This window comes from Litoribacterium kuwaitense (assembly GCF_011058155.1).
GTDB lineage: Bacteria > Bacillota > Bacilli > Bacillales > DSM-28697 > Litoribacterium > Litoribacterium kuwaitense.
Map to the genome: position 1 here is coordinate 1 of NZ_JAALFC010000020.1, position 22,215 is coordinate 22,215.

General features: G+C 44.9%; 20 protein-coding genes, 4 pseudogenes and 2 other annotated features. Of the genes and pseudogenes, 1 reads left to right on the forward strand and 23 read right to left on the reverse strand.

Annotation, left to right across the window (positions count from 1 at the left end; translation table 11 throughout):
• Nucleotides 1-931, reverse strand: a 931-nt coding sequence (gene safA / locus G4V62_RS11080) for a SafA/ExsA family spore coat assembly protein (RefSeq protein WP_165202195.1), incomplete at its 3' end; no start/stop codon positions are given.
• A 161-nt stretch (nucleotides 932-1,092) separates the two neighbouring features.
• On the opposite strand from safA, the gene G4V62_RS11085 reads away from it, so the two are divergent.
• Nucleotides 1,093-1,629: a transcription repressor NadR gene (locus G4V62_RS11085; protein WP_165202197.1), complete on the forward strand. Its 537-nt coding sequence runs from the start codon at nucleotides 1,093-1,095 to the stop codon at nucleotides 1,627-1,629.
• 259 nt (nucleotides 1,630-1,888) lie between these two features.
• On the opposite strand, the gene pheA is transcribed toward G4V62_RS11085, so the two are convergent.
• From pheA to G4V62_RS11190, 22 genes and pseudogenes are all read right to left on the reverse strand, one after another.
• Entirely contained in the window at nucleotides 1,889-2,764 is an 876-nt protein-coding gene (gene pheA / locus G4V62_RS11090) for a prephenate dehydratase (RefSeq protein ID WP_165202199.1), read from the reverse strand.
• Between the two features lie 33 nt (nucleotides 2,765-2,797).
• Nucleotides 2,798-3,229, reverse strand: a pseudogene (thrR, locus tag G4V62_RS19900) (transcriptional regulator ThrR); the annotation flags it as partial.
• A 144-nt stretch (nucleotides 3,230-3,373) separates the two neighbouring features.
• Nucleotides 3,374-3,634 (reverse strand): annotated as a pseudogene (locus G4V62_RS20325) (DnaA N-terminal domain-containing protein); the annotation flags it as partial.
• 81 nt (nucleotides 3,635-3,715) lie between these two features.
• A pseudogene (gene obgE / locus G4V62_RS11100) lies at nucleotides 3,716-4,998 on the reverse strand (GTPase ObgE).
• Nucleotides 4,999-5,030: 32 nt separating this feature from the next.
• Complete coding sequence (locus G4V62_RS11105) at nucleotides 5,031-5,576, reverse strand: Spo0B C-terminal domain-containing protein (protein WP_246218397.1); 546 nt, start codon at nucleotides 5,574-5,576, stop codon at nucleotides 5,031-5,033.
• A 206-nt stretch (nucleotides 5,577-5,782) separates the two neighbouring features.
• Nucleotides 5,783-6,073 (reverse strand): 50S ribosomal protein L27, encoded by a 291-nt coding sequence (rpmA, locus tag G4V62_RS11110; protein ID WP_165202205.1) that lies wholly within the window; start codon nucleotides 6,071-6,073, stop codon nucleotides 5,783-5,785.
• A 24-nt stretch (nucleotides 6,074-6,097) separates the two neighbouring features.
• Entirely contained in the window at nucleotides 6,098-6,436 is a 339-nt protein-coding gene (locus G4V62_RS11115; protein ID WP_165202207.1) for a ribosomal-processing cysteine protease Prp, read from the reverse strand.
• 3 nt (nucleotides 6,437-6,439) lie between these two features.
• Nucleotides 6,440-6,748 carry a 50S ribosomal protein L21 gene (rplU, locus tag G4V62_RS11120; RefSeq protein ID WP_165202209.1) on the reverse strand — a complete coding sequence of 103 codons (309 nt, stop codon included), beginning with the start codon at nucleotides 6,746-6,748 and terminating at the stop codon, nucleotides 6,440-6,442.
• 19 nt (nucleotides 6,749-6,767) lie between these two features.
• Nucleotides 6,768-6,840: a sequence feature (ribosomal protein L21 leader region), on the reverse strand.
• 52 nt (nucleotides 6,841-6,892) lie between these two features.
• The gene (locus tag G4V62_RS11125) at nucleotides 6,893-8,344 is read right to left on the reverse strand and encodes an Rne/Rng family ribonuclease (RefSeq protein ID WP_165202211.1); all 1,452 of its coding nucleotides are present in this window, start codon (nucleotides 8,342-8,344) and stop codon (nucleotides 6,893-6,895) included.
• Between the two features lie 15 nt (nucleotides 8,345-8,359).
• Entirely contained in the window at nucleotides 8,360-9,238 is an 879-nt protein-coding gene (locus G4V62_RS11130; protein ID WP_165202213.1) for a M50 family metallopeptidase, read from the reverse strand.
• Nucleotides 9,235-9,996 (reverse strand): M23 family metallopeptidase, encoded by a 762-nt coding sequence (locus G4V62_RS11135; RefSeq protein ID WP_165202215.1) that lies wholly within the window; start codon nucleotides 9,994-9,996, stop codon nucleotides 9,235-9,237. Before G4V62_RS11135 ends, G4V62_RS11130 begins: the two co-directional genes overlap by 4 nt.
• Before the next feature lie 333 nt (nucleotides 9,997-10,329).
• Nucleotides 10,330-11,127, reverse strand: coding sequence for a septum site-determining protein MinD (gene minD / locus G4V62_RS11140; RefSeq protein ID WP_165202217.1), 798 nt, complete (start codon nucleotides 11,125-11,127; stop codon nucleotides 10,330-10,332).
• Nucleotide 11,128: 1 nt separating this feature from the next.
• Nucleotides 11,129-11,812 (reverse strand): septum site-determining protein MinC, encoded by a 684-nt coding sequence (minC, locus tag G4V62_RS11145; protein ID WP_165202219.1) that lies wholly within the window; start codon nucleotides 11,810-11,812, stop codon nucleotides 11,129-11,131.
• A gap of 66 nt (nucleotides 11,813-11,878) precedes the next feature.
• Complete coding sequence (gene mreD / locus G4V62_RS11150; RefSeq protein ID WP_165202221.1) at nucleotides 11,879-12,400, reverse strand: rod shape-determining protein MreD; 522 nt, start codon at nucleotides 12,398-12,400, stop codon at nucleotides 11,879-11,881.
• A pseudogene (mreC, locus tag G4V62_RS11155) lies at nucleotides 12,400-13,273 on the reverse strand (rod shape-determining protein MreC). The gene mreD and the pseudogene mreC overlap by 1 nt, the downstream one beginning before the upstream one ends.
• 12 nt (nucleotides 13,274-13,285) lie before the next feature.
• On the reverse strand, nucleotides 13,286-14,329 hold the full coding sequence (locus G4V62_RS11160; RefSeq protein WP_165202223.1) for a rod shape-determining protein: 1,044 nt from the start codon (nucleotides 14,327-14,329) through the stop codon (nucleotides 13,286-13,288).
• A gap of 144 nt (nucleotides 14,330-14,473) precedes the next feature.
• The gene (radC, locus tag G4V62_RS11165) at nucleotides 14,474-15,160 is read right to left on the reverse strand and encodes a RadC family protein (RefSeq protein WP_165202225.1); all 687 of its coding nucleotides are present in this window, start codon (nucleotides 15,158-15,160) and stop codon (nucleotides 14,474-14,476) included.
• 12 nt (nucleotides 15,161-15,172) lie between these two features.
• Nucleotides 15,173-15,751, reverse strand: coding sequence for a Maf family protein (locus G4V62_RS11170; protein WP_165202227.1), 579 nt, complete (start codon nucleotides 15,749-15,751; stop codon nucleotides 15,173-15,175).
• A 199-nt stretch (nucleotides 15,752-15,950) separates the two neighbouring features.
• Entirely contained in the window at nucleotides 15,951-16,466 is a 516-nt protein-coding gene (locus G4V62_RS11175) for a hypothetical protein (RefSeq protein WP_165202229.1), read from the reverse strand.
• A gap of 628 nt (nucleotides 16,467-17,094) precedes the next feature.
• A complete protein-coding gene (locus G4V62_RS11180) occupies nucleotides 17,095-17,847 on the reverse strand; it encodes a prepilin peptidase (RefSeq protein WP_165202231.1) in 753 nt (250 codons plus the stop codon).
• Nucleotides 17,848-17,873: 26 nt separating this feature from the next.
• Complete coding sequence (locus G4V62_RS11185) at nucleotides 17,874-19,157, reverse strand: bifunctional folylpolyglutamate synthase/dihydrofolate synthase (RefSeq protein WP_165202233.1); 1,284 nt, start codon at nucleotides 19,155-19,157, stop codon at nucleotides 17,874-17,876.
• Nucleotides 19,154-21,802: a valine--tRNA ligase gene (locus tag G4V62_RS11190; protein ID WP_165202235.1), complete on the reverse strand. Its 2,649-nt coding sequence runs from the start codon at nucleotides 21,800-21,802 to the stop codon at nucleotides 19,154-19,156. Before G4V62_RS11190 ends, G4V62_RS11185 begins: the two co-directional genes overlap by 4 nt.
• Before the next feature lie 49 nt (nucleotides 21,803-21,851).
• Nucleotides 21,852-22,080, reverse strand: a binding site (T-box leader).
• Nucleotides 22,081-22,215: the final 135 nt, after the last annotated feature.

Sequence of the window (22,215 nt, forward strand, 5' to 3'; positions counted from 1 at the left end):
CTGGCATCATCTGACCGTACTGACCATGCGGATCGCCCATTTGACCTGGCATCATCTGACCGTACTGACCATGCGGATCGCCCATTTGACCTGGCATCATTTGACCGTACTGACCGTACGGATTGCCCATTTGACCTGGCATCATCTGCTGCTGAGGCATGTGAGACATCCCATCCATTGCTGGCATCGTTGCGCCATATCCAGGCATTCCCATTTGCGGTGTACTTTCATCCTGTTCATCAAACTGCATTGGACCATATCCTTGCCACGGTCCTGGCTGAGGTCCGCACCCACACGATTCATCCATTTGCGCACCTGCGACTGGGTAAGGAGACGGCATTGGCGGTGGCCCATGATGTCCCCACGGTTGTTGTCCTGGTGGGCATGGAAGTCCTGAACCTGGAAGCACAGGGCTACAAGGAACGCACGGACCTTTAGGATATGGCATCATTGGTGGTGGAGGCGGCATATATGGTGTCGATTCTTCTACTGATTCAGATTTGACCGGCTTTTCTTTTTTCGGTGGCTTAGGTTCCTCCTTCTTAGCAGCCGGTGGCTGAGGTGCTGGAGGTAGATACACATTGTACATTGATTGATGCATAAATGGCATATCTAAGGAGATGCTTTCATCGTAATGATAAGGCTGAACCGCTTTCGGTGTTTTATCTTTGTATGGTTTATGGGCGATTGGTGCCTCTTTCGGTTTTTCCTTCTTTGGTACCTCCTTCGGCTTTGCAGGCATGACAGGTGTTTCTTTTGGCTTCTTTTTCACTTGTACGCTGCCAGACGGTATTTTAATTTTCATACCAGGCATCAGCTGATCAGGATCTGAAAGCTGCGTGTTGGCTTGCTTTAACTGGGCAAAAGGCACTTGGTACTTCTGAGAAAGATTCCAGAGCGTATCGCCCTTTTGAACGATATGAATTTTCACTTCCTTTGCTCCCTTCTGAACGGTTTCCCTAGGCAGTATATGAACCTATGGGCAAATTGCTACTAAAAATATATGAGCAAAGACAAAAGGATATGTGATTTCGTCCAAACAAAGATTTGTTATAATGAACTGGAAGCTTGAAATGATGAGGGGGATTGGGCATGTCAGGAAAGAAATTACTTGGAGAAGAACGAAGACAAGCGATCTTAAAGCATTTACAGCAATCACATAAAGCACACACCGGTAGCGCTCTCGCTCAATTAACCAATGTGAGCCGTCAAGTCATAGTTCAGGATATCTCCCTTCTCAAAGCCCGTGGAGAACCGATCATTGCGACATCTGAAGGATATTTATACCTCCAGAAACAAACAACGGAGATGATTGAGAAAACCATCGTTGTTGACCACCAGAAAGACGATACGGAAAAAGAGCTATCTCTTATTGTACAATCTGGATGCCAAATTAAAGATGTAACAGTCTTGCACCCAGTATACGGTGAAATTGTCGCTAGACTAGAAATCGCAACCCCTGATGACGTCAATCAATTCGTTGAAAAAATTAAATCGAAGCAAGCTTCTTTATTGCTTCGTTTAACAGGAGGGCTTCACCTCCATACGATCGTATCATTACATCAGCATTGCATTGACCAAGCGTGCGTTAAGTTGCGAGAGGCCGGCTTCCTCGTGGAGGAAACATAACCGACAATCACCCAAAAAACGTGAACCCGTATCTTCCGGGTTCACGCCATCGTGCAGAAAAGTCATTTTACATTGTATCTACATTAAAGAAGATCATATTTACTATATTTGAGCCTGTCTTGAAAACGCTTATCAGACTAACCGTGCAAGTGAGCGCTGTGTCGTAAAACCTCAGTTTATGAGCGGATGGACGAGCAAGACACCGGACGATGGAAGAATGCGTTTGTCAACAGGCTGACATAGTCCGTTTCTTTCCAATTCACGTTTTTGACTGCGCAACTGCATTTTCAGTCGTTGCCTCCCACGACGGATAACTTCCTAAAGTACGCACTTGACAGCCAAGTGCCTCCAGCTCCGCTTTCGCCCCCGGCAAAAGAACATCGTCCATCTTTTGATCAATATCCACGAGAAAGAAATATCGACCCAACCCTGTTTTCATTGGGCGTGATTCGATTTTACTCATATTGAGCTGACGCCATGAAAATGCTGACAACACCTGATGAAGCGCTCCCGGCCGATCATTTGGCAAAATGATATGAAAAGTCGTCTTAAAACGATCCGTCGGCAGCGAGAGCTGGATCGGCTCCTTATGAAGAATTAAAAAACGTGTATGGTTATTGGCGAGGTCATGAATATTTTCTTGAACAACCGCCAAAGAAAACACATCTGCAGCCGCGCGGTTAGCAATTGCTGCATTCACAGACTCCCTCTGTTCGGCGACATATTTTGCCGCTGCTGCGGTCGACGTCATTGTCTCTGTGCCCGCATTAGGTAGCTCTTGGCGTAAAAATTGATGGCATTGAGCGAGAGCATGTGAATGAGACAGCACAGTTGTTACATTCTTCCATTGGTCTGCATAGTCGGGGTGCATTAATAAATGCTGTTGAATAGGTACAATAATTTCTCCAACGACAGGTAACGTATTTTCGTGAATTAAATAATCAATCGTCAAATTCACTGAGCCTTCTAATGTATTTTCTAGGGGAACAAGCGCATAATCAACATCCCCATTACTCACCGCATCCATACACGACGGGATGGTCGTATATGGCACGTGCACTCCATCCGGAAAAGCCCGGGATACCGCTTCCGACGAGAATGTTCCTTGTGGTCCCAAATACCCTATTTTACTCATGAAAGTTTCCTCCCTCGGAAGTTCAGTTACATATTACGCCCCGGTACCTACTAGCTCCACTTTTTCAATAAAATCAAGCTCTCGAAGTACGTTCAGCATATCACCAAGATCTGCATTAATTTTTGAAATATCCATTGATAATGTAACATTCGCCATTCCTTGCAGCGGTATCGTTTGATGGATCGTTAAGACGTTACAATCAAACTCTGCCACAATCGACAGCAGACGAGACAATGTCCCAGAATGATCGTGCAAGTGAAAGAACAATGAAACAATCCGATCTTTCACCATTGTTGAAAACGGATAAACCGCGTCTCTGTAGCGGTAAAATGCGCTACGACTTAAACCGACGCGGTCAGCGGCCTCATGAATCGTTGACGCTTTTTTTCGTTCCAACAATTCTTTTGCTTGCAACGTTTTTCGAGCTGCTTCAGGCAAAATGTCCTCACGAACTAAAAAATATTTTGGTCCTTGCGACGTGTCCTCAGGCTGAAAGGGCGTTGCCTTTTTAGCGCTGTATTGTCGTTCATCTGCTTTTTGTTTTCCACTTGGCGGAACGATAAATTTAATTTGCAGCGCGTCACCGGTAATATTTTTAACCGTATCAGCGACAAGATCAGTGAAATGAGCGGATAACCAATCTTTAGCATTCTCGCTCGCTACGGCCACGGTAAGGCAGGAATGATTTAGATCATATATTTTCGTTGTTGTAAACCACATTTCATAGCTGGGTTTACTCACTTCTGTTTTTATTTTTTCGAGTGTTTTGTCCCAGAGCTCCGTGAGGTCCTGCACCCAAAACCCTCCCTTGTCCATCAAAGTCAATCCTTTTACGAAATCGAACCTTTCTGGAAGATCGTCAATAGACATCACCTGTTAGATCAATGTCCGCTTCCATAAAGAAAGTGGTGCGCAACATTTCCCAAAGCTTTTATGCTCTCATGAAAGCCGCTATTCAACAAATTCAAATTCGTAATCCATAATTCTTACAATATCGCCGTCTTTAGCTCCTTTTTCCCTTAAAGCTTCGTCAACGCCCATACTCCGCATTTGCCGCGCAAAACGAAGAATAGACTGATCTCGGGAAAAATCCGTCATTTGGAACTTCTTCTCTAACTCCGACCCTTGTAACACGAAGGTGCCGTCACTATCTCTCGTAATGAAAAAGCTAGGCGCCTCTTCACCAGCTTTATATAGCTGATGAGACGATTGCTCTTCTTCTTCATTCAATGGGAAGGCAGGTGTCTTTTCAACGAGGTCGGCGATGACATAAGTCAATTCTTTCAGTCCTTGCCGTGTTGCCGCTGACACTGGTACGACCGTGACCGTCTCACCGACAGCCTTTTTAAAGGCTTCAAGATGCTCCTCAGCTCCAGGCAAATCCATTTTGTTTGCCGCTACGACTTGGGGCCGCTCTAACAGTCGCAATTGATATTGCTTTAACTCCTCATTAATTTTCTGAAAGTCCTCTAGAGGGTCTCTCGCCTCAACCCCTGCCATATCAATGACGTGAACAATGACTTTTGTGCGCTCGATGTGGCGCAAAAACTGGTGTCCAAGTCCATGCCCCTGAGAAGCACCTTCAATGAGCCCGGGAAGATCAGCAATGACAAAGCTTCGCCCATCTTCTGTTTCTGAGACACCTAAATTTGGCTTTAGAGTCGTGAATGGTAATCGGCAATCTTAGGCTTTGCCGCTGACATGACAGACAGAAGTGTTGACTTCCCAACGGAAGGAAAACCTACGAAACCAACATCGGCAAGAAGCTTTAATTCAATGCGAATCGTCCGCCCCTCAGCCGGCTCTCCTTTTTCAGAAAGCTCAGGCGCGGGGTTTGCTGGTGTCGTGAAACGAGTATTGCCACGACCGCCTCTCCCTCCGCGTGCAATGACAGCACTGCTTTGGTGGGCAGTTAAGTCTGCAAGACATTCTCCTGTCTTCTCATCATACACGACTGTTCCCGGCGGCACACTTACGATGAAAGGCGCTGCATTTTTACCATGCTGATTTTTAGACATTCCATGCTCACCGCGTTTTCCTTTAAAATGACGTTGATAGCGAAAGTCCATTAACGTCCGCAATCCTTCATCTACTTGAAAAACGACATCGGCACCATTGCCACCGTCACCACCAGCGGGGCCACCTTTTGGAACATATTTTTCACGACGGAAAGCGACCATTCCGTCGCCACCATCGCCACCTTTTACATATACTTTTACGTGATCTACAAACATCTTTCCACCTACGTTTCACCAAATCGCTTTATTCATTTACATGATCTATATGCGATTTGAAAATGAGCGGTCATCTCAACTGATAAGATGCCTTCTTTCGATTGAGCACACTGATGCACTTTATAAGGAGTCATCCATTTCTGTAATGCACGAGGGTCTGTCAGCTTTCCTTCAAAAGCGATATTACAGTAAACGACGGTATCTGTGAATTCTAAGGATAACGACACCCATGGCTGTGTATTTGGATTTACACTTCTTTCAATTAAGTTCATAAATGACGCAAACAGATGACATAGCTGCTGGTCCAAGTCAGGAATGGCACGTACATCACCAAACACTTCATAGTCAAGGCGACAAAAATGTGGAACCAAAGAAAACGTCACCAAATACTCGGTAAACCTTGGCGTTTTCATCCGAAATAGCTTTTCTTCATTCACAACCTTAAACAGCGCTTCATCTATAATACGTTCCACTTGATCAATATGGTTTAATTGAAGGTTTCCCCGGATCATTTGCAAAGTATTCAACCAGTCATGTCGATAATACCGTATTAACTCTTCATGGCTCCAGTTTTTCATCACTCGTCATGACTCCTCAACATATCTTTCTGCACTCCATTATAGCAAAAACAATTGAGAATATGAAAGCCACCATTTCAAGTATCAAGGACTCAATGTGCTATGGGCTATGATCATTGGTTTAGCTTCACAAGAACGGCAGACAGAAGTATGGTCAAAGTAATAAAAAAACCCCGACCTCTGGCCGGAGTTTTTTAGTCATTGATTTATGCTTCCTGGGCAACTGGGTAAACACTCACACGCTTGCGATTACGTCCAACACGTTCAAAGCGAACGATGCCTTCTGTTTTAGCAAATAGCGTATCATCTCCACCACGACCTACGTTGACACCTGGATAAATCTTTGTTCCGCGTTGACGGAAAAGGATTGAACCACCTGAAACCATTTGTCCGTCGGCACGCTTCGCGCCAAGACGTTTAGAGATGGAGTCACGACCGTTCTTTGTACTACCTACCCCTTTTTTCGATGCGAAAAATTGCAAATCGAGCTTCAACATATGGATACACCTCCTTTACAATGATTAATTCTCGCTATAAGAGACAAATTCACCGTACTGACGTACAATGGTTCGAAGAGAAGAAAGCATGGCTTCGAGAAGCAACTGCACCTTTTCTTCTTCAGCATCACTCACGCTCGCGGGAATTTTACAAGCAAGATAGCCGCCTTCGTGTTCATTCTGCTCAATATCTAACGTCTGACCAGAAAGCTCCATAGCAGCATTCAAACCACCAATGGAGACAGCTGAAACAGCTGCGCACACGAGATCCTGTCCATATGGACCGCTTTCCGCATGCCCGGTAATCTCTACAGACTTAAAACGCTTCGTCTTTAGATCACGGGATACATGTATCCTAACCATCGCTTACGCGTTGATTTTTTCGACAGTTAATTTTGTGTAAGGCTGACGATGACCTTGCTTACGACGGTAATTCTTTTTCGGCTTGTATTTATAAACCGTAATTTTCTTTGCTTTACCTTGCTTTGCTACTTTTGCCGTTACAGTCGCACCATCAACATAAGGAGCGCCTACTTTAACAGCTTCTCCTCCAACAAAAACAACTTTGTCAAAAGAAATCGTTGAGCCTTCTTCTCCGTCAAGCTTCTCGACGTAGATCTCCTGGCCTTCTTCAACTTTAATTTGTTTGCCACCAGTTTCAATAATTGCGTACACGTTCAATGCACCTCCCTTAATTTGTACCAAGACTCGCCATTTATGGTGCACTGTGTGCTTAGAACCAATAAATGTGCGGTTTGCAGCAGCTCCGAGGGGCGCTACAAATACCTTTGAAATTCTACCATATACAATTGAACAATGTCAACAATCATCAGCGGCTCCCTTCATGTCGTCAACATTGCCTGCCCGTATGACGTCAGCAGCATCATACTTTACACTGGCATCTGCCTTAATAAATACGCGCGGATGCAGCTGTAGCCGATGCAGTGTTGCGATAAATGAAGGGTTACTTGTCCATTGTGGATGGAGACGAAGCAATACAGCTTCTTCATCACGATCTGGATATGCAGATTGAACGACTTCTTGTATGCGGCGGAGAAACTCCTCATCTGACACGACCCGCCCAGTCCCTTGACAACGTGAACATGACTGCTCAAGCCTTTCAAAGAGTGGTCGACCTCCCCGCTTACGAATTAACTCGTACATCCCCATGGCTGTAAAGCCGAACGATTCTGTTCGAGCTTTGTATTGTTTCAGACGCCGTAACAACTCTGCCTCAATCTTCTGTCGCATACTTTTGTCTTGCATATCAATAAAATCAATGACGATCATTCCGCCAATGTCTCGCAGATGTAGCTGCCGCGGAATCTCGCGTGCCGCTTCAAGGTTCGTTACAAAAATGGTTTGCTCTTTTTCCCGTCCACCTAGCGCTCTTGTCGTATTTACATCGATGACAGTCATCGCTTCAGTAGGCTCGATGACAAGCTCTCCTCCGCTTTTTAAAGAAATGACATTTGACAAAACACTTGCGATTGCAGTGTCAATCCCATGCTTAGGAAACAAGGAACTCCCACATTCATCAATCTCCCAGTGAACTTGGTCGGTCATAAAGTTTGCCGAAAGCTTGTTTTTCAATGATCGGCTGTTTGTCACAATGTGAAGCGTTGCTTGCTGTGACGCCTCAACTAAATAATCTTCAATTTTTGAAGCTTGGCGTGATAAACGTTGTACGTTAGAAGCCTGACGAAATTGATGACAGATCGCTTCATGCTCTTTTTTCTTACTAAAAAAAGATGCCTCTAAGGCGAGGTCTTGTATTGCTTCTGCATTTGTTCTAAATAATACCCCTTCACCTTTTGTACAGACGCGCTTCGCTAGTGAGAGTAAGCGTTCTTTCGCCGTTTGCTCCTTTATCTTTTTTGACACAGCAATATAATCGCTCTCAGGCATATAAACTAGCCCGTGAGCTCGATACTCTAACTTCATTGTCAAGCGTGCCCCTTTATCGGCAAACGGCTCCTTTTTAACTTGCACCAACACTTTTTGACCATGTGACAAAGCGGATCGGATGGAGGCTGACCCCTTTGCGGTCAACTCACTTACTGGCAAAAACCCTTCTTTCTCTGCACCAAAGTCAATAAAAGCCGCCTGAAGCGAAGGTACAACCTTGGTAACTCGCCCGACAAATATATCAAAAAGTTGAGGACGATCGCCTTCCTCCTCAATCACAATATCACTAAGCGCACCATTTTCCACCGCAACGAGCCGCTTCGGAATGGTTTGCCCATCAATGAACACTCTTCTCACATCCATAAGCATCCCTCCACTCTATTGCGTATTGTACCTCGTTTCTGTAGGAGGGTGCAAAAGATCACCAATCACGCGCTTATTCCCGTCTGTTGACATATAGGCTTTAGCAACTTGATGATCCCAGAGAGGTATGTTTCGCGAATCAACTTCTACATAAAAACACGTCTTTATCCCACGATGAATCTCGCAACACGCTTCACTAAGAGGTGTATGAACAGCAACCGTCTTTTGATTCACCCGATAAAGCGAAGGATCTTGCTTGCCAGCGCGTTCAATTAAAAATTGCATAAAGGCATAAGGGCGCTTTTTCCACAAATCTAAATGTGTATAAATTAAAAACAATGCCATAAGCCACATATGGAGGGAAGACACCTTTACAAGCACAGCTGTACTGACTGCTATGATACAAAAAAAGGAAGACAGAATGACATAACGCTTCGTCGCTCGACTATAGTTCTGAAACAATGAAAGAACTGCATAAAGCAAGCGGCCTCCATCAAGCGGATGAATTGGCAGGAGATTGAAACAAAGGAGGGAGGCATTACAGCCAAGCCAAAAAAAATAGAGCTCTACCGTAAAGCCTGGCAAAATATTTAATAAAGAAAAAGGAATGAAAAGAAGCCAAATATGTTGTAACGGCCCGGCAATGGCAACGATCACCTCTTGATAAAAAGGAGCATTGCCATAGGCATTCGTATGAATGACTCCACCAAAAGGAAATAATTCAATGCGCTCTAACCGCCACTTAAAAAAAAGCGCCGCGAATGCGTGTCCCGCTTCATGTATTAATACAACGGTTACGACAATGAGAAGCTGGCGAAAGTACCCAGTTGCAACTGCTGTCATTGCCACTACCCAAAATAGTGGATGAACATAAATTCGCGATCGAACAGTCAATCGAATGTCCCCTCTAACGGGTTTACAAAAGATTCCTTGTATTTCTTAGCAAAATAATACTGGGCCGACGTCTCTGTCCCTTTCACAGCTCCAACAACTTGACGGTCATCGATAAAGTCGTATAGCTGTACAGATACTTCGTCGAGGTTTCCATACCATGTTTCCGTATCATCACTATGTTGGACAATGACAGTCTTCCCTAACTCGTCTTTTGTCCCTGCAAAAATGACATAGCCGTAATCAATGCTTTTCACTTCTGTATTGGGCCCTGTTTCAATGACGACGCCGCGATGATCTTGACTAAAAGGCTTTGCGACCTGTCCACTCGCCGGAAGGGCTAAATTGTCAGCAGGCCCCTGCGGTATGTCTTCGATGGTCTGATCTTCCGAGGCTAAAGGCTGGGTCGACTCTTTAGTAAAAGGTAGCCAAGCAAAAGGTTCGCCAAAATGAGCACTATACCATTCTTCAACAGCCGCAAAAGAATAATTTTCGGTCATGACCGTTGATAAGAAACGTTTCGGCTCATCCATCAACGGATCATCACGTTGGACGATGACGACGCTTAGTAAAAATAAAAGTGCTGCCAGCAACATTTTTGTCAAAAACGTGTCCAGACGAAATAGTGGATGCGTCGATGCTGTGCTTTGTTTCACCGGCTCCTTGTCTGGCAAATCCTTATGCTCATACGTTGTCGCCTTCATTTGTTGACGCTTCATTTTTTGTCGAATGCTTTTTCGGACTTGATCGGCACGTCTCAAACCAAACCCCTCCTCCTTTTTGTACAAGTTTATGTGCTAAATCGCTACATATGCCGGCTTGTCTCCACCACCATAAAAAAGCAGCAATTCACAACATGGAGAGGTAAGGTTAGCAAATTCCTGTGAAAGCAAAAAAAGCATGGTGCGCTTTTAAACACACACATGCTTACATGCAGACAAAATCAACCATTTTTGATTTTCGCCTGCATCGATCCTATGGGTCACGTACAATTCTAATGAATAAACAAACGAGCAACAAACCCTTCACTTGTGAAGGGAAGAGCGGCAGGTACGCGAGCGCATTCGCCAAGCTGGCGGAAATACCAAAGTTATTTAAGCACGCATACCGAAGAAATGTTTGACTTTTTGGAAAATCGTCTTTTTCTCATCTATTGCCATTAAAGGCACAGACTCTCCTAAAATACGCCTGGCCATATTGCGATAAGCTAGTGACGCTTTGTTATCCGGATTCATTACAATTGGCTCACCATTGTTTGACGCTTTAATGACCGAATCATCATCTGCGACAATACCGAGTAAGTCAATCGCTAAAACAGACACGATTTCATCGACGTCCATCGTATCGCCTTTTTTCATCATGTGTGAACGGATGCGATTAACGATCAGCCTCGGTGATCCGATCTCCTCTTGTTCAAGCAACCCAATGATCCGATCTGCATCGCGAACTGATGAAAGTTCTGGTGTAGTCACGACGATCGATAGATCCGCACCAGCAATGGCATTGCGGAATCCTTGCTCTATTCCAGCCGGACAATCAATCAGGACAAAATCAAAATCTTGCTTTAACGTATCAATAACCTCTTTCACTTGCTCAGGCTGCACAGATGTCTTGTCCTTCGTTTGGGCAGCAGGTAACAAGGAAAGCGCATCAAACCGTTTGTCTTTGATGAGTGCCGTCTGAAGTTTGCATCGACCTTCTGCGACATCAACAAGGTCGTAAATAATTCGATTTTCTAACCCCATAATGACATCTAAGTTCCGTAGACCGATATCAGTGTCTACGAGGCAAACGTGTTTTCCGGCAAGTGCCAGAGCCGTTCCTAGATTGGCGGTGGTCGTCGTTTTTCCGACGCCCCCTTTACCGGATGTGACGACGATAGCTTCTCCCACCTTACATTCCCCTTTCTAGCTTCATAAGTTTCGACTTAGCTTGAGCGAGAATTTGAAGACGGTCGATACGAATCTGATCTGCTCCCTCATCGACAAATGCGCATTCCATCGTTTGTTCTTCTTGATGGGTATCTGGTGGACGACTCACTACTTCACTAATTCGAAGCTGCATCGGTTGCATTACAGAAGCACAAATGACTGCATCCTTACGACCAGAGGCACCAGCAATGGCCGTACCTCTTAAGGCACCCATGACATAAATGCTACCACCAGCCTTAACCGTTCCTCCGGGATTGACATCCCCAATGAGTAGCAAGTCGCCTGGTGTCTCAATCACCTGACCAGAGCGAACAACTTTAACTAAGCGTTCGATCTGTTGCTCACGATGCCACTGGAGCGCTTTTTGCACAGACACGACATCCGAATCGATCGCTGTGACAACTAAGTTCTTCTCTTTCCGCACGAGCTCTTTCAACTCTTCCTCTTGTTCCTCGTTCAAATAACGATAGTTTGTCTTTAATCTCACATCAACAAGTAACGACCGGTCCATTTCCACCGGTGTACTTGCTAGTTTATCCTTTAGTTCTGCCAGGAGCTCTTCATAGCTGCACTGATCGTTCAGAACAAGTGTTAAACCGTCTTTAGTGCCTTTAATAGCTACATTTTGCTGTGTATGCTCCCGCATGCTTTTCACCTCATAGCAAATGGATTCGACGACGTTGACAAAGAACCCTTTTTCATTAAGACGTTCTTAATTTTTAATCGGATCCGCAAATTCAGCCTTTGCAATCAAGTACTCAAATGGCTTGTAGAGGATAATACAAAAAATGGCATTAAACACAAGAGTCGGTAATAAACGTACATACGCAAAAGCTTGCAACGGATCCGATGTAAAACCGATAAACAATAAAACCCCATAGGTGATCCATTCAACTGCAGCAATACCCGCTGTACAAACGATGAGCGCCACGATCAGTGTGTCTTGAAAATATTTGGACCACACCCCGATCATATAAGCCATGAGCGTGTATGAGAACGCATATATTCCGATGAGTCCAGTATAATATACGTCGTAAAGTAAGCCCATCGAAATGCCGTAGAGGATGCCGAGCGAACGTCCTTGCTTGAAAGCGAGCAAAAAAACTGCTACGAGAGAAAAGTGCGGTATAACGAGCCAATCCTGCTCTCCAAAAGCACCAGGCAGCCACTCAGTTACCGTGCTTTCCATCATAAAGAGAATCAGCACAACAAAGGCAAGAAGGAATTTATACATTACTCCTCCTCCTCGCTATTAACATCCTCAGGCGACACAGGAGTAATCTCGGGATCAATGATCATGACATGGCTCATCTCGTAAAATCTGAAGCCGGCTTCACATATGCTGTCTGCGTCAAACCATACTCATCAGGAACGGCTTCCAATACGGTACCGATCACAAGCCCTTTCGGAAAGTTGCCACCAAGACCTGAGGAGATGACTGTTGCCCCTTCAGTAATATCGAAGCTCGTTTTTATTTTCGTAAACATGAGTGCTTCCCGCTCTTCATTAAACCCTTCAATTAAACCAAAAATGGACTCGTCTCCCTGTACAATGGCCGAGATGGTATTCGTTCTTTCTTCACTACTTAAAAGCTGAACTGTAGACGTAAACGCTTGAACATTTCTAATCTGGCCAATGACACCCTCGGCAGTCATCACAGCCATATTTTTTTCCACGCCGTGCTGCGAACCTCGATTGACTGTCACGAGCTCATGCCAGCGATCTGGGTTGCGCCCAATCACAGACGCATGAATCGCTGAATAACCTGAGAGGCTGTCCTCTTTTTTAATAAATTCCGCAGCTCCTCATTTTCCTTTTTTAACGCAGTGACTTGAACGGCCATACTTGAATACTCATCCATTCGTGACTTTAATAGCTCATTTTCCTCATATACCCTGCGAAGATCACCTACATTTTCAACCACTTCTTGAATCCCCGATAATGGCGCCTGAACGACCCATTGCCCCCAGCCAACGACATCTTTAATAAACACTTCGGGCCAAGTCAAATCTCGACGTTCATTCATTGAAATGCCGATCAATGACACAAGAACAATGATACAGACGAGCAAAAGAATTAAGCGTTTATTCTTCAAAAAAGGAGGCATGCAAGCACCCCTTTACGACTTACGCGAGCGTGCGGTTATACCTGCTTTTGAACGGAATAGATGCAAATTCTCAAGTGCTTTTCCAGTTCCTATGGCTACACAATCAAGAGGGTTTTCTGCTACGAGAACAGGCATTTTTGTTTCCTCGCTCATCACCTTGTCCATATTCCGCAACAAAGCACCTCCACCGGTCAGAACAATGCCGCGATCCATAATATCAGCTGCGAGTTCAGGAGGCGTTTTTTCTAATGTATTTTTCACGGCCTCTAAGATCGAATCCACGGTATCCTTTAATGCGCCTGAAATTTCCTCGGCTGTCACTTCAATCGTTTTTGGAAGTCCTGTAAGTAAGTCTCTGCCACGAATATCTAACGTTTCTTTCTCTTCAGGCTTGCCTGCAGAACCAATTTCCAGTTTTAGTGACTCAGCTGTACGAACACCAATCATGAGGTTGTACGTTTTTTTAATATATTGAATGATGGCATCATCCATTTCGTCACCTGCTACGCGAATGGACTGGCTTGTAACGATTCCGCCCAAGGAAATAATCGCTACCTCTGTCGTTCCTCCACCGATGTCAACAACCATGCTCCCTGTTGGTTCCCACACTGGCAGATCAGCGCCAATCGCAGCTGCGAAAGGTTCTTCAATCGTATATGCTTCTCTAGCACCCGCCTGTTTCGTCGCATCTTCAACCGCACGCTTTTCAACCGCTGTAATGCCACTCGGAACACAAACCATAACATTTGGCTTACGCGTGAACGATGAAAGGTTCTTTTGGGCTTCCTTAATAAAATGCTTGATCATCGTTGCCGTTGTCTCAAAATCAGCAATGACGCCATCTTTCATCGGTCGTTTCGCGACAATATTTCCCGGTGTTCGACCAATCATATTCTTTGCATCGTTTCCGACCGCTTGAATTTCTCCCGTATCCGTGCGCATGGCAACGACAGACGGTTCTCTTAAAATAACACCTTTATTTTTTAAATAGACCAAAGTATTTGCCGTTCCGAGGTCTATACCCATATCTTTTGTAAAACTGCCAAATCCAAACATGTATGTATACTCCCTTTCTCATCCCAATGTCGCAGCCTGACCGTACGTCATTCAGACATGTACGATTCTTATATCATTTTTCAATTCGTTAGTCATTTAAAGAATACTTTTATTATAAGGGATTGAACGCATTTTAGATAGGCGTTAGATGTATCCTTTTTCACGCAAACTAATAAACTGTTCATTTCCGATAATTAAGTGATCAACTAGCTCCACACCGAGCACTTTCCCACATTCTGATAAGCGTTTTGTTACCTCTATATCTTCTTGACTTGGAGAGGGGTCTCCGCTCGGATGATTATGAACACAAAGCACTGATGCTGCCGACGCTCGGATTGCTTCCTTAAAAACCTCACGAGGATGAACGATCGACGCATTTAGGCTTCCAACAAAAATTGTTTTCTTTTCAGTCACATGATTTTTCGTATTTAAGAATAAACAGACAAAGTGCTCCTGCTTAAGGTGCTTCATTTCTTCCATAACATACATCGAAGCATCGTGTGGACTACGAATGACCGTCGGAGCGCCCCCTTTTTCATTCGCTAGCCGGCAAGTCAATTCCATAACGGCCAGGAGCAAGGTCGCCTTTGCTTGACCAATACCTTTCGTTGACGTTAATTCAGCTAAAGATGCCTCCTGCAATTGCGCGAGTGACGGAAATGCGGTCAACAAGCGCAAGGAAAGCTGCATGACGGATTCATCCTTCGTCCCACTTTGCAAAATAATTGCTAGAAGTTCTTGATTCGACAAATGCTTCGCCCCATGGTTGATCAGCCGCTCTCTCGGCCGGTCGTTTTGCGGCACATCCCGAATCATGATCGGCTTGTTCATAACCCACCTCTTTCATTTTACTAAAGGGTGGCATCCAAAACGCTGAAGCTTACGGTATGTCCGAGCGATGGGCAATCCGACGACATTATAATAGTCTCCATAAATTTGCTTGACAAACAATGCTCCAGTGCCTTGAATGCCGTAGCCTCCAGCTTTATCATAAGGCTCGTTCGTAGCAATATAAGCGGTGATTTCCGCCTCCGAGAGAGGCCAAAAGTGCACTTCTGTTGTCTCGACAAACACTTCATCTACCGCTCCATTCACGATCGCCACTCCCGTCGATACGTGGTGAACCTTCCCTGATAAACACTTTAAAAACGAAGCAGCCTCATCCTTATTTTGCGGCTTCGCCAACAGCTCATCATCAGAAGAAACAACAGTGTCTGCTGCCAAAACAATACGAGAGGTGTGCAAAGACTGATAAACGTTTTGTGCCTTTTCATAGGCAAGACGTTTGGCATTTTCTTGCGGGCTTGCAGCTTGAGCAAATTTCTCATTGATTTGACTAGGGACCACCGTACAATGATAGCCGAAGGATTCGAGTAACTGAAGACGTCTAGGTGAGCCGGATGCGAGGACTAAAGAATTCATTCAAACACTTCCATTCTTTAATAAACACATGAGGAGAGAAAGGTGTATGCAAGTGTAGCAAACCTCCCTCTCCTTTAAAAATGCAGAAAATCCATTTTCTCTGCTCATAGGCTTCGTTAAGAGAGCATTTTTTATGACGGAAAGATAGACATTCATCCTATCAATTGAAACAAGAAGTTTTTTATTCAACCAATTCACGTTATTCGGCCGAAAGCTCCAATAGCTTTTTGGTCGTAAGGTTCTCTATTTCACTGCGCGAATTAGCTTCTAATAATTGATCGTGCCACGCTGTCTTATCTGAACCCTGCATTGATTCACTCACAACCGCACGAACTTCAGCCAGCGTTTGCTCAGCGTCCAGCGCTTGTTGTACAGCGAGTGTAGTATTTGCTACATTCGTCTCCGGAAGCTCCACACGAAAAGGTTTTACGTACGTTTCGATATTAGGCAACTGGGCCGCCAGCTTCTTTCCAGCGAGTTCACTGGCAGCCAGCCGGTGAATCAAATACGTTTGTCCATTGGAATTCCATAAAAAGACAGAAACAGCTTGTTCGTTAAGCTTTTCTTGTATTTGTTCAGCAGCTTTTACATCCTCAAAAACACCGAGTTGGACCGCATACCCTTCATAAGTGGTCGAAAACGACGAGCTGTTCGGCTCAATCTGTGAAACAGACGCTGTTGACGTAGACGTAATGTCCGCCTGGGAAGATGCCACAGAGGAATGAGGATCTGAAAAAAGATATAAAAGACAAAAGCCGAAAAAGATCCCTACAATCACGGCTGAAAATGCGGAAAAAACATTTCTTTCCCGTAAAAGGCCTTGCCCTGCTTAAGTTTAGAAAAGACAGCTTTTCGACGGTTTTTTCGTAAGTTTTCTTTTCAGCATTAAAGTTAGGTAATACCCAGTCCATAGCCTTACTCTCGATCACTAACTCCTCTCGCTTCTCTTCCTTTACATGAGTATGAGGATGAGAGGTTTGCCCCCATTGTTTCTCATCATGAACAATGGCGTGGCGTGCAGGTTTTCCGTTCACAAGTACAGCGATTTCCTCATTTTTTTTCCGTTCAACACGTGACCTCCTGTCCAACTGATTCTTTACTGTCTAGTATATTTTCGTAGAATCAAAAAAAGAACAACAACTCACGATAGAGTTGATGTTCATAGCATGTAGACATAGACTTTTTTAGGCTTCATTTCAACCTTCATATATTGCACTTGACGACGCTCATTAGCCGAGTTGAGAAGGTAAACAAAGACGTGAATAGAACCTGAGAGGACTAGAGGCAACACGCCACGGATAAAAAAACAACAAATAGACAATTCTTTTTTTATTAAAACCTATTTAGGAACCAGCAACGAGCCACTTCATCATTGTATCACCCCAAAACAAAATGAGGATCGTCGCTCCTGAAATGAAGGGGGCAAAAGGAATGGCTTCTCCTCTTTTAAGACGGCCTGCCAAACGAAAAATGATTCCAAATAGCGCACCTAATAAAGAAGCGAGAAACAGAATGAGTAGTGTCTCTTTCCATCCTGCTACAAAACCAATGACTAGAAACAGCTTGACATCTCCGACACCCATTCCGCCACGACTGACCAACATAATAAAAAACAAAACACCGAAGCCAACACCAGCACCAATCATCGATGCAGACCAACTCGTTTCCGGATGTAAAATGTGGATGACCATTAATAGACCACCGGATACGAGAAGAATATTGTTTGGGATCTTCATATAATAAACGTCTGCAACTGAGACCATATGTAAAAGGGCAATAAGGAGTAAGGCGACTGCCGTATCCCATTGAAACCCAAAAATAGCAATCGCCAAGCCAAACAAGAGAGATGTGCCTATCTCTGTCAAAGGTAAAATGCTTGAAATCGTGTCCCCGCAGTGGCGACAGCGCCCTTTCTGACATGCGTAGGACACGATTGGCAAAAGTTCATACCAGCTTAGTTGGATAGAGCACATATCACAATGAGAACGCGGGGTAATAATGCTCATCGACTGCGGCACACGCTGGCCTACAAGGGTGAAAAAAGAGCCTGCAATCAAGCCGATCAGCATAAAACACCCAATCCAAAAGGCTTCCATGTGCCGAGTCCTCCTTTAAGACACCGTCAACTAAAATACGTACGTACTTCTTGAATAAACGACAATGAGCCTGTGATGACGATAGGTATATCTTCCTGCAGCCATGCCTCTAAAGTCTTCTGCCAAGAATCAGTGACGCTCACATCACGACCTTTTTTATACCTCTGACAATCGACTACTGTCCAGGCGCGCGGATGGGCAAAAGGGGCCAGCGTAACGTCAGCATGCGAATGCTCCAGAACGTCTAGCATCTCCACAATATTTTTATCTTGAAAAGCGCCAAACAGAATATGAGCAAATTGATTTTTGAGCCGCGCTTGCACCGTTACGCATAGCGCTTTAATCGCCGCCGGATTATGGGCGCCATCCATGATGACAAGCGGATTTTTAGTGATCACCTCAAACCGCCCCGGCCACGTCACCTCTTCTAAGCCAGTGTCGACTGCTTCTACAGGGATAGAAAACTGTATCCTCGACAACACATTGATCGCTTTCAAGACGAGGGCAGCATTATGAGCCTGATAACCGCCGTATAAGCCTACATTCCACGATGAGTCATTGGCGACAATGCTACCTTCCCTGTCATTAAACGTGAAGGAGATACCCTTACTATCGTATGTAAGGTCGTCATATGAAAAATGTTCTCCTATTTGATAGTAAGGACTGTGATTTGCAATTGCTTTCTCTTGAATGGCATGTATGGCGTGATCGTCAAGAGCACCGGAAATCACAGGGCATTTCGGCTTAATAATGCCTGCTTTTTCTCTTGCAATGTCAGAAAGCGTTGTACCTAAAATGGCTTCATGATCCATTCCGACACTCGTAATTATTGTTAACATTGGCTGAACGATATTGGTCATGTCAAGTCTGCCGCCTAACCCCGCTTCAACGAGAAGGATGTCAGGTTTTAATGCTCTCGACCATAAAAAGAAAACGAGGGCGAGCATTTCGTATTCGGTCGGTTCACCAACATCATCCCAAGTTTGTGCTTGCGCGATGTTTTCTGCTTCAGCAACGTACGTGCTAAAATCCGCTTCCGAAATTGGATGCTGATTGATACAAAGCTGATCGCGATACTCCATTAAAGCTGGTGAGCTCATTGTGCCAACGGTATATCCTGCGTTTTCGAGAACACTCGCTAACATACGCAAAGTGGAGCCTTTTCCATTCGTTCCGGCGATATGAACAATTGGAACGCTATTTTCTGGGTGATCCGCCGCCTTAGCAAGGCGAAGCATTCGGTCGAGTCCGGGCTTTATCCCGAATGCTCCTCTGCCTTGGATCAATGCCAGCGCTTGTTGATAGGTCATTGGTGTTCCTTTAATTCCGAAATTCGTCCAGCAACGACCGCTCTTTTCTCTTTATAATCGACGGCTTTCTTCCGCTCCTCTTCAACAACAGCGGCTGGCGCCTTGCTCACAAATTTCTCGTTCGCAAGCTTCGCATCGACACGCGCGACCTCTTTATCAAGCTTCGCCAATTCGCTCTCTAAACGCTCCACCTCGGCTTGGATGTCAATGAGCCCTTCGATTGGAATAAACAGCTCCACGCCTGTTAACACAGCCGACATCGCCTTATCCGACCCTTCAGCCTTGTGATCAATCGTCAATTCTTCCGTTTGGCAAAAATGCTTTAAATAGGCGGATTGTGTTTTAAGTTCTTCAGCAATCTCGCTCGTTTTCGTTTTTACAATCAGCTTAATCGGTCTTGACATCGGTGCATTAACCTCGGCGCGAATATTACGCACAGCACGAATGATGTCCATAATGCGAACCATTTGCCTAGATCCATCCTCATCAGCGACAACATCACTTGGTTTAGGCCATTCGGCAATCACGATGCTGTCTCCTTCATGGGGGAGGTGCTGCCAAATTTCTTCGGTAATAAAAGGCATATATGGATGGAGCAAGCGCATTGTCTGATCAAGGACATACGCAAGTACGGAGCGAGCCTGATTTTTTGCGACTTCATCTTCGCCATACAACGGAAGCTTTGCCATTTCAATATACCAGTCACAAACGTCGTCCCAGATAAAATTGTACAGCGCGCGTCCTGCTTCGCCAAACTCGTATTTATCAAAATTGCGGGTGACGGACACAATTGTTTCGTTTAGACGATTTAAAATCCATCGGTCCGCGATCGACGGCGCTTTTTCAATGTCAATCTCTTCATACGTAAAGCCTTCCATATTCATCATCGCAAAGCGTGATGCGTTCCAAATTTTATTAGCGAAATTCCACGTTGACTCGACTTTTTCCATCGAAAAGCGCAAATCTTGCCCTGGTGTTCCTCCTGTTAACAAAAAGTACCGCAATGCATCCGCACCGTACTGATCAATTACTTCCATCGGATCAATACCATTACCGAGCGACTTGCTCATTTTTCGACCTTGCTCATCTCTCACAAGACCATGTAACAATACGTCTTTAAATGGGCGCGTTCCTGTAAATTCGATACTTTGGAAAATCATGCGGGATACCCAGAAGAATATTATATCGTACCCAGTGACGAGCACATCTGTCGGGAAGTATCGTTTGTAATCCGCTGCATTCTCATCAGGCCAGCCCATCGTGGAGAACGGCCAGAGCGCTGAAGAAAACCATGTGTCTAGGACGTCGACATCTTGTGTCCATTGGTCAATGTTTTCCGGCGCCTCTTCACCAACATACACTTCGCCTGTTTCGTTATGATACCAGGCTGGAATTTGATGCCCCCACCATAGCTGTCTAGAAATACACCAATCACGAAGATTTTCAATCCACCGCATATATGTGTTTTCAAAACGCTGAGGAACAAAATTCACTTTTTCACTCTCATTACGCTGCAAATCGATCGATTGCTTGGCGAGCGGCGCCATTTTTACGAACCATTGTGTCGATAAATAAGGCTCCACTACTGCTCCGCTTCGCTCAGAATGCCCAACCGAATGCGCGTGGTCTTCAATGTGAAAAAGTACGCCTTGCGCTTGCAAATCTTTAACGATATTTTTTCGGCACTCAAAACGATCCTGACCTTGATAAACACCAGCATTCTCATTCATCGACCCATCTTCGTTCATGACAAGTACACGTGGCAAATTGTGGCGGTCTCCAACCTCAAAGTCATTCGGGTCATGAGCTGGCGTAATTTTCACGGCACCGGAACCGAATTCACGATCGACATAATCGTCGGCCACAATTGGAATTTCACGCTCAACAATCGGCAACATTACCGTTTTACCAATAAGATGCTTGTAACGCTCATCATCAGGGTGTACTGCGACTGCTGTATCTCCGAGCATCGTTTCAGGACGCGTTGTAGCAATCTCAATAAACCCACTGCCATCGGTTAATGGATACTTCATATGATAGAAATGCCCATTCACATCTTTATATTCAACTTCAATATCCGACAAGGCCGTTTTTGTGTCAGGATCCCAGTTAATGATATACTCCCCGCGATAAATGAGCCCCTTCTTATAAAGATCAACAAAAACTTTTCGTACGGCTTTGGACAAGCCTTCATCCATCGTAAAACGTTCTCTCGTGTAGTCAAGACCAAGGCCTAGCTTCTCCCATTGTGCTCGGATGTGCTCAGCGTACTCCTCTTTCCACGCCATCGTTCGCTCAATGAAGCGCTCACGCCCAAGTTCATAGCGGCTTGTACCTTCCTCTTTCAGCTGCGCTTCAACCTTTGCTTGCGTCGAGATTCCGGCGTGATCCGTCCCTGGCAGCCACAAAACATCGTATCCTTGCATCCGCTTCGCCCGCGTCAACAAATCCTGCAATGTTGTATCCCACGCGTGCCCGAGATGAAGCTTACCAGTCACGTTCGGCGGAGGAATGACTACCGCATACGGCTCTTTCTCCACTTCTCCCTTTGCTTCAAAATATCCATTTTTCACCCAATGCTCATACCATTTCTGCTCAACCCCCTGCGGATCATACTTCTTAGGCAATTGCGCTTGTTCTGTCATTTTTTACTGACCTCCACCATTTTTTATTCAACAAAAAACTTCTCTCTCCAAAAAGGACGACAGAAGTTTGGTCGCGGTACCACCTTTATTTACGCTTTACTTGATAAAGCGCACGCTCATTCGGGATAACGGCCCTTGTACCGGTTTCTCCTACTTTAAGATTCAAAGAAACAGCTCGAGGAGGACTTCAAAGCATCTGCCTGGAACGCTCACAGCCTAAAGGCGTTCCTCTCTGAAGAAGCAGGGTGACTTTTACTCATTCCTGTCATAGCTTTGCTTTATTATATGTAAAATGTAGAGAACGGGTCAAGTGGTTATGCATATTCTAAATAGAAAGCTGACGCTTTCACTTCAGAGTCGTCGTTAATTCACCCGTCTAAAGCTGCGGAAAATTGACCTGATGACCAAACAAC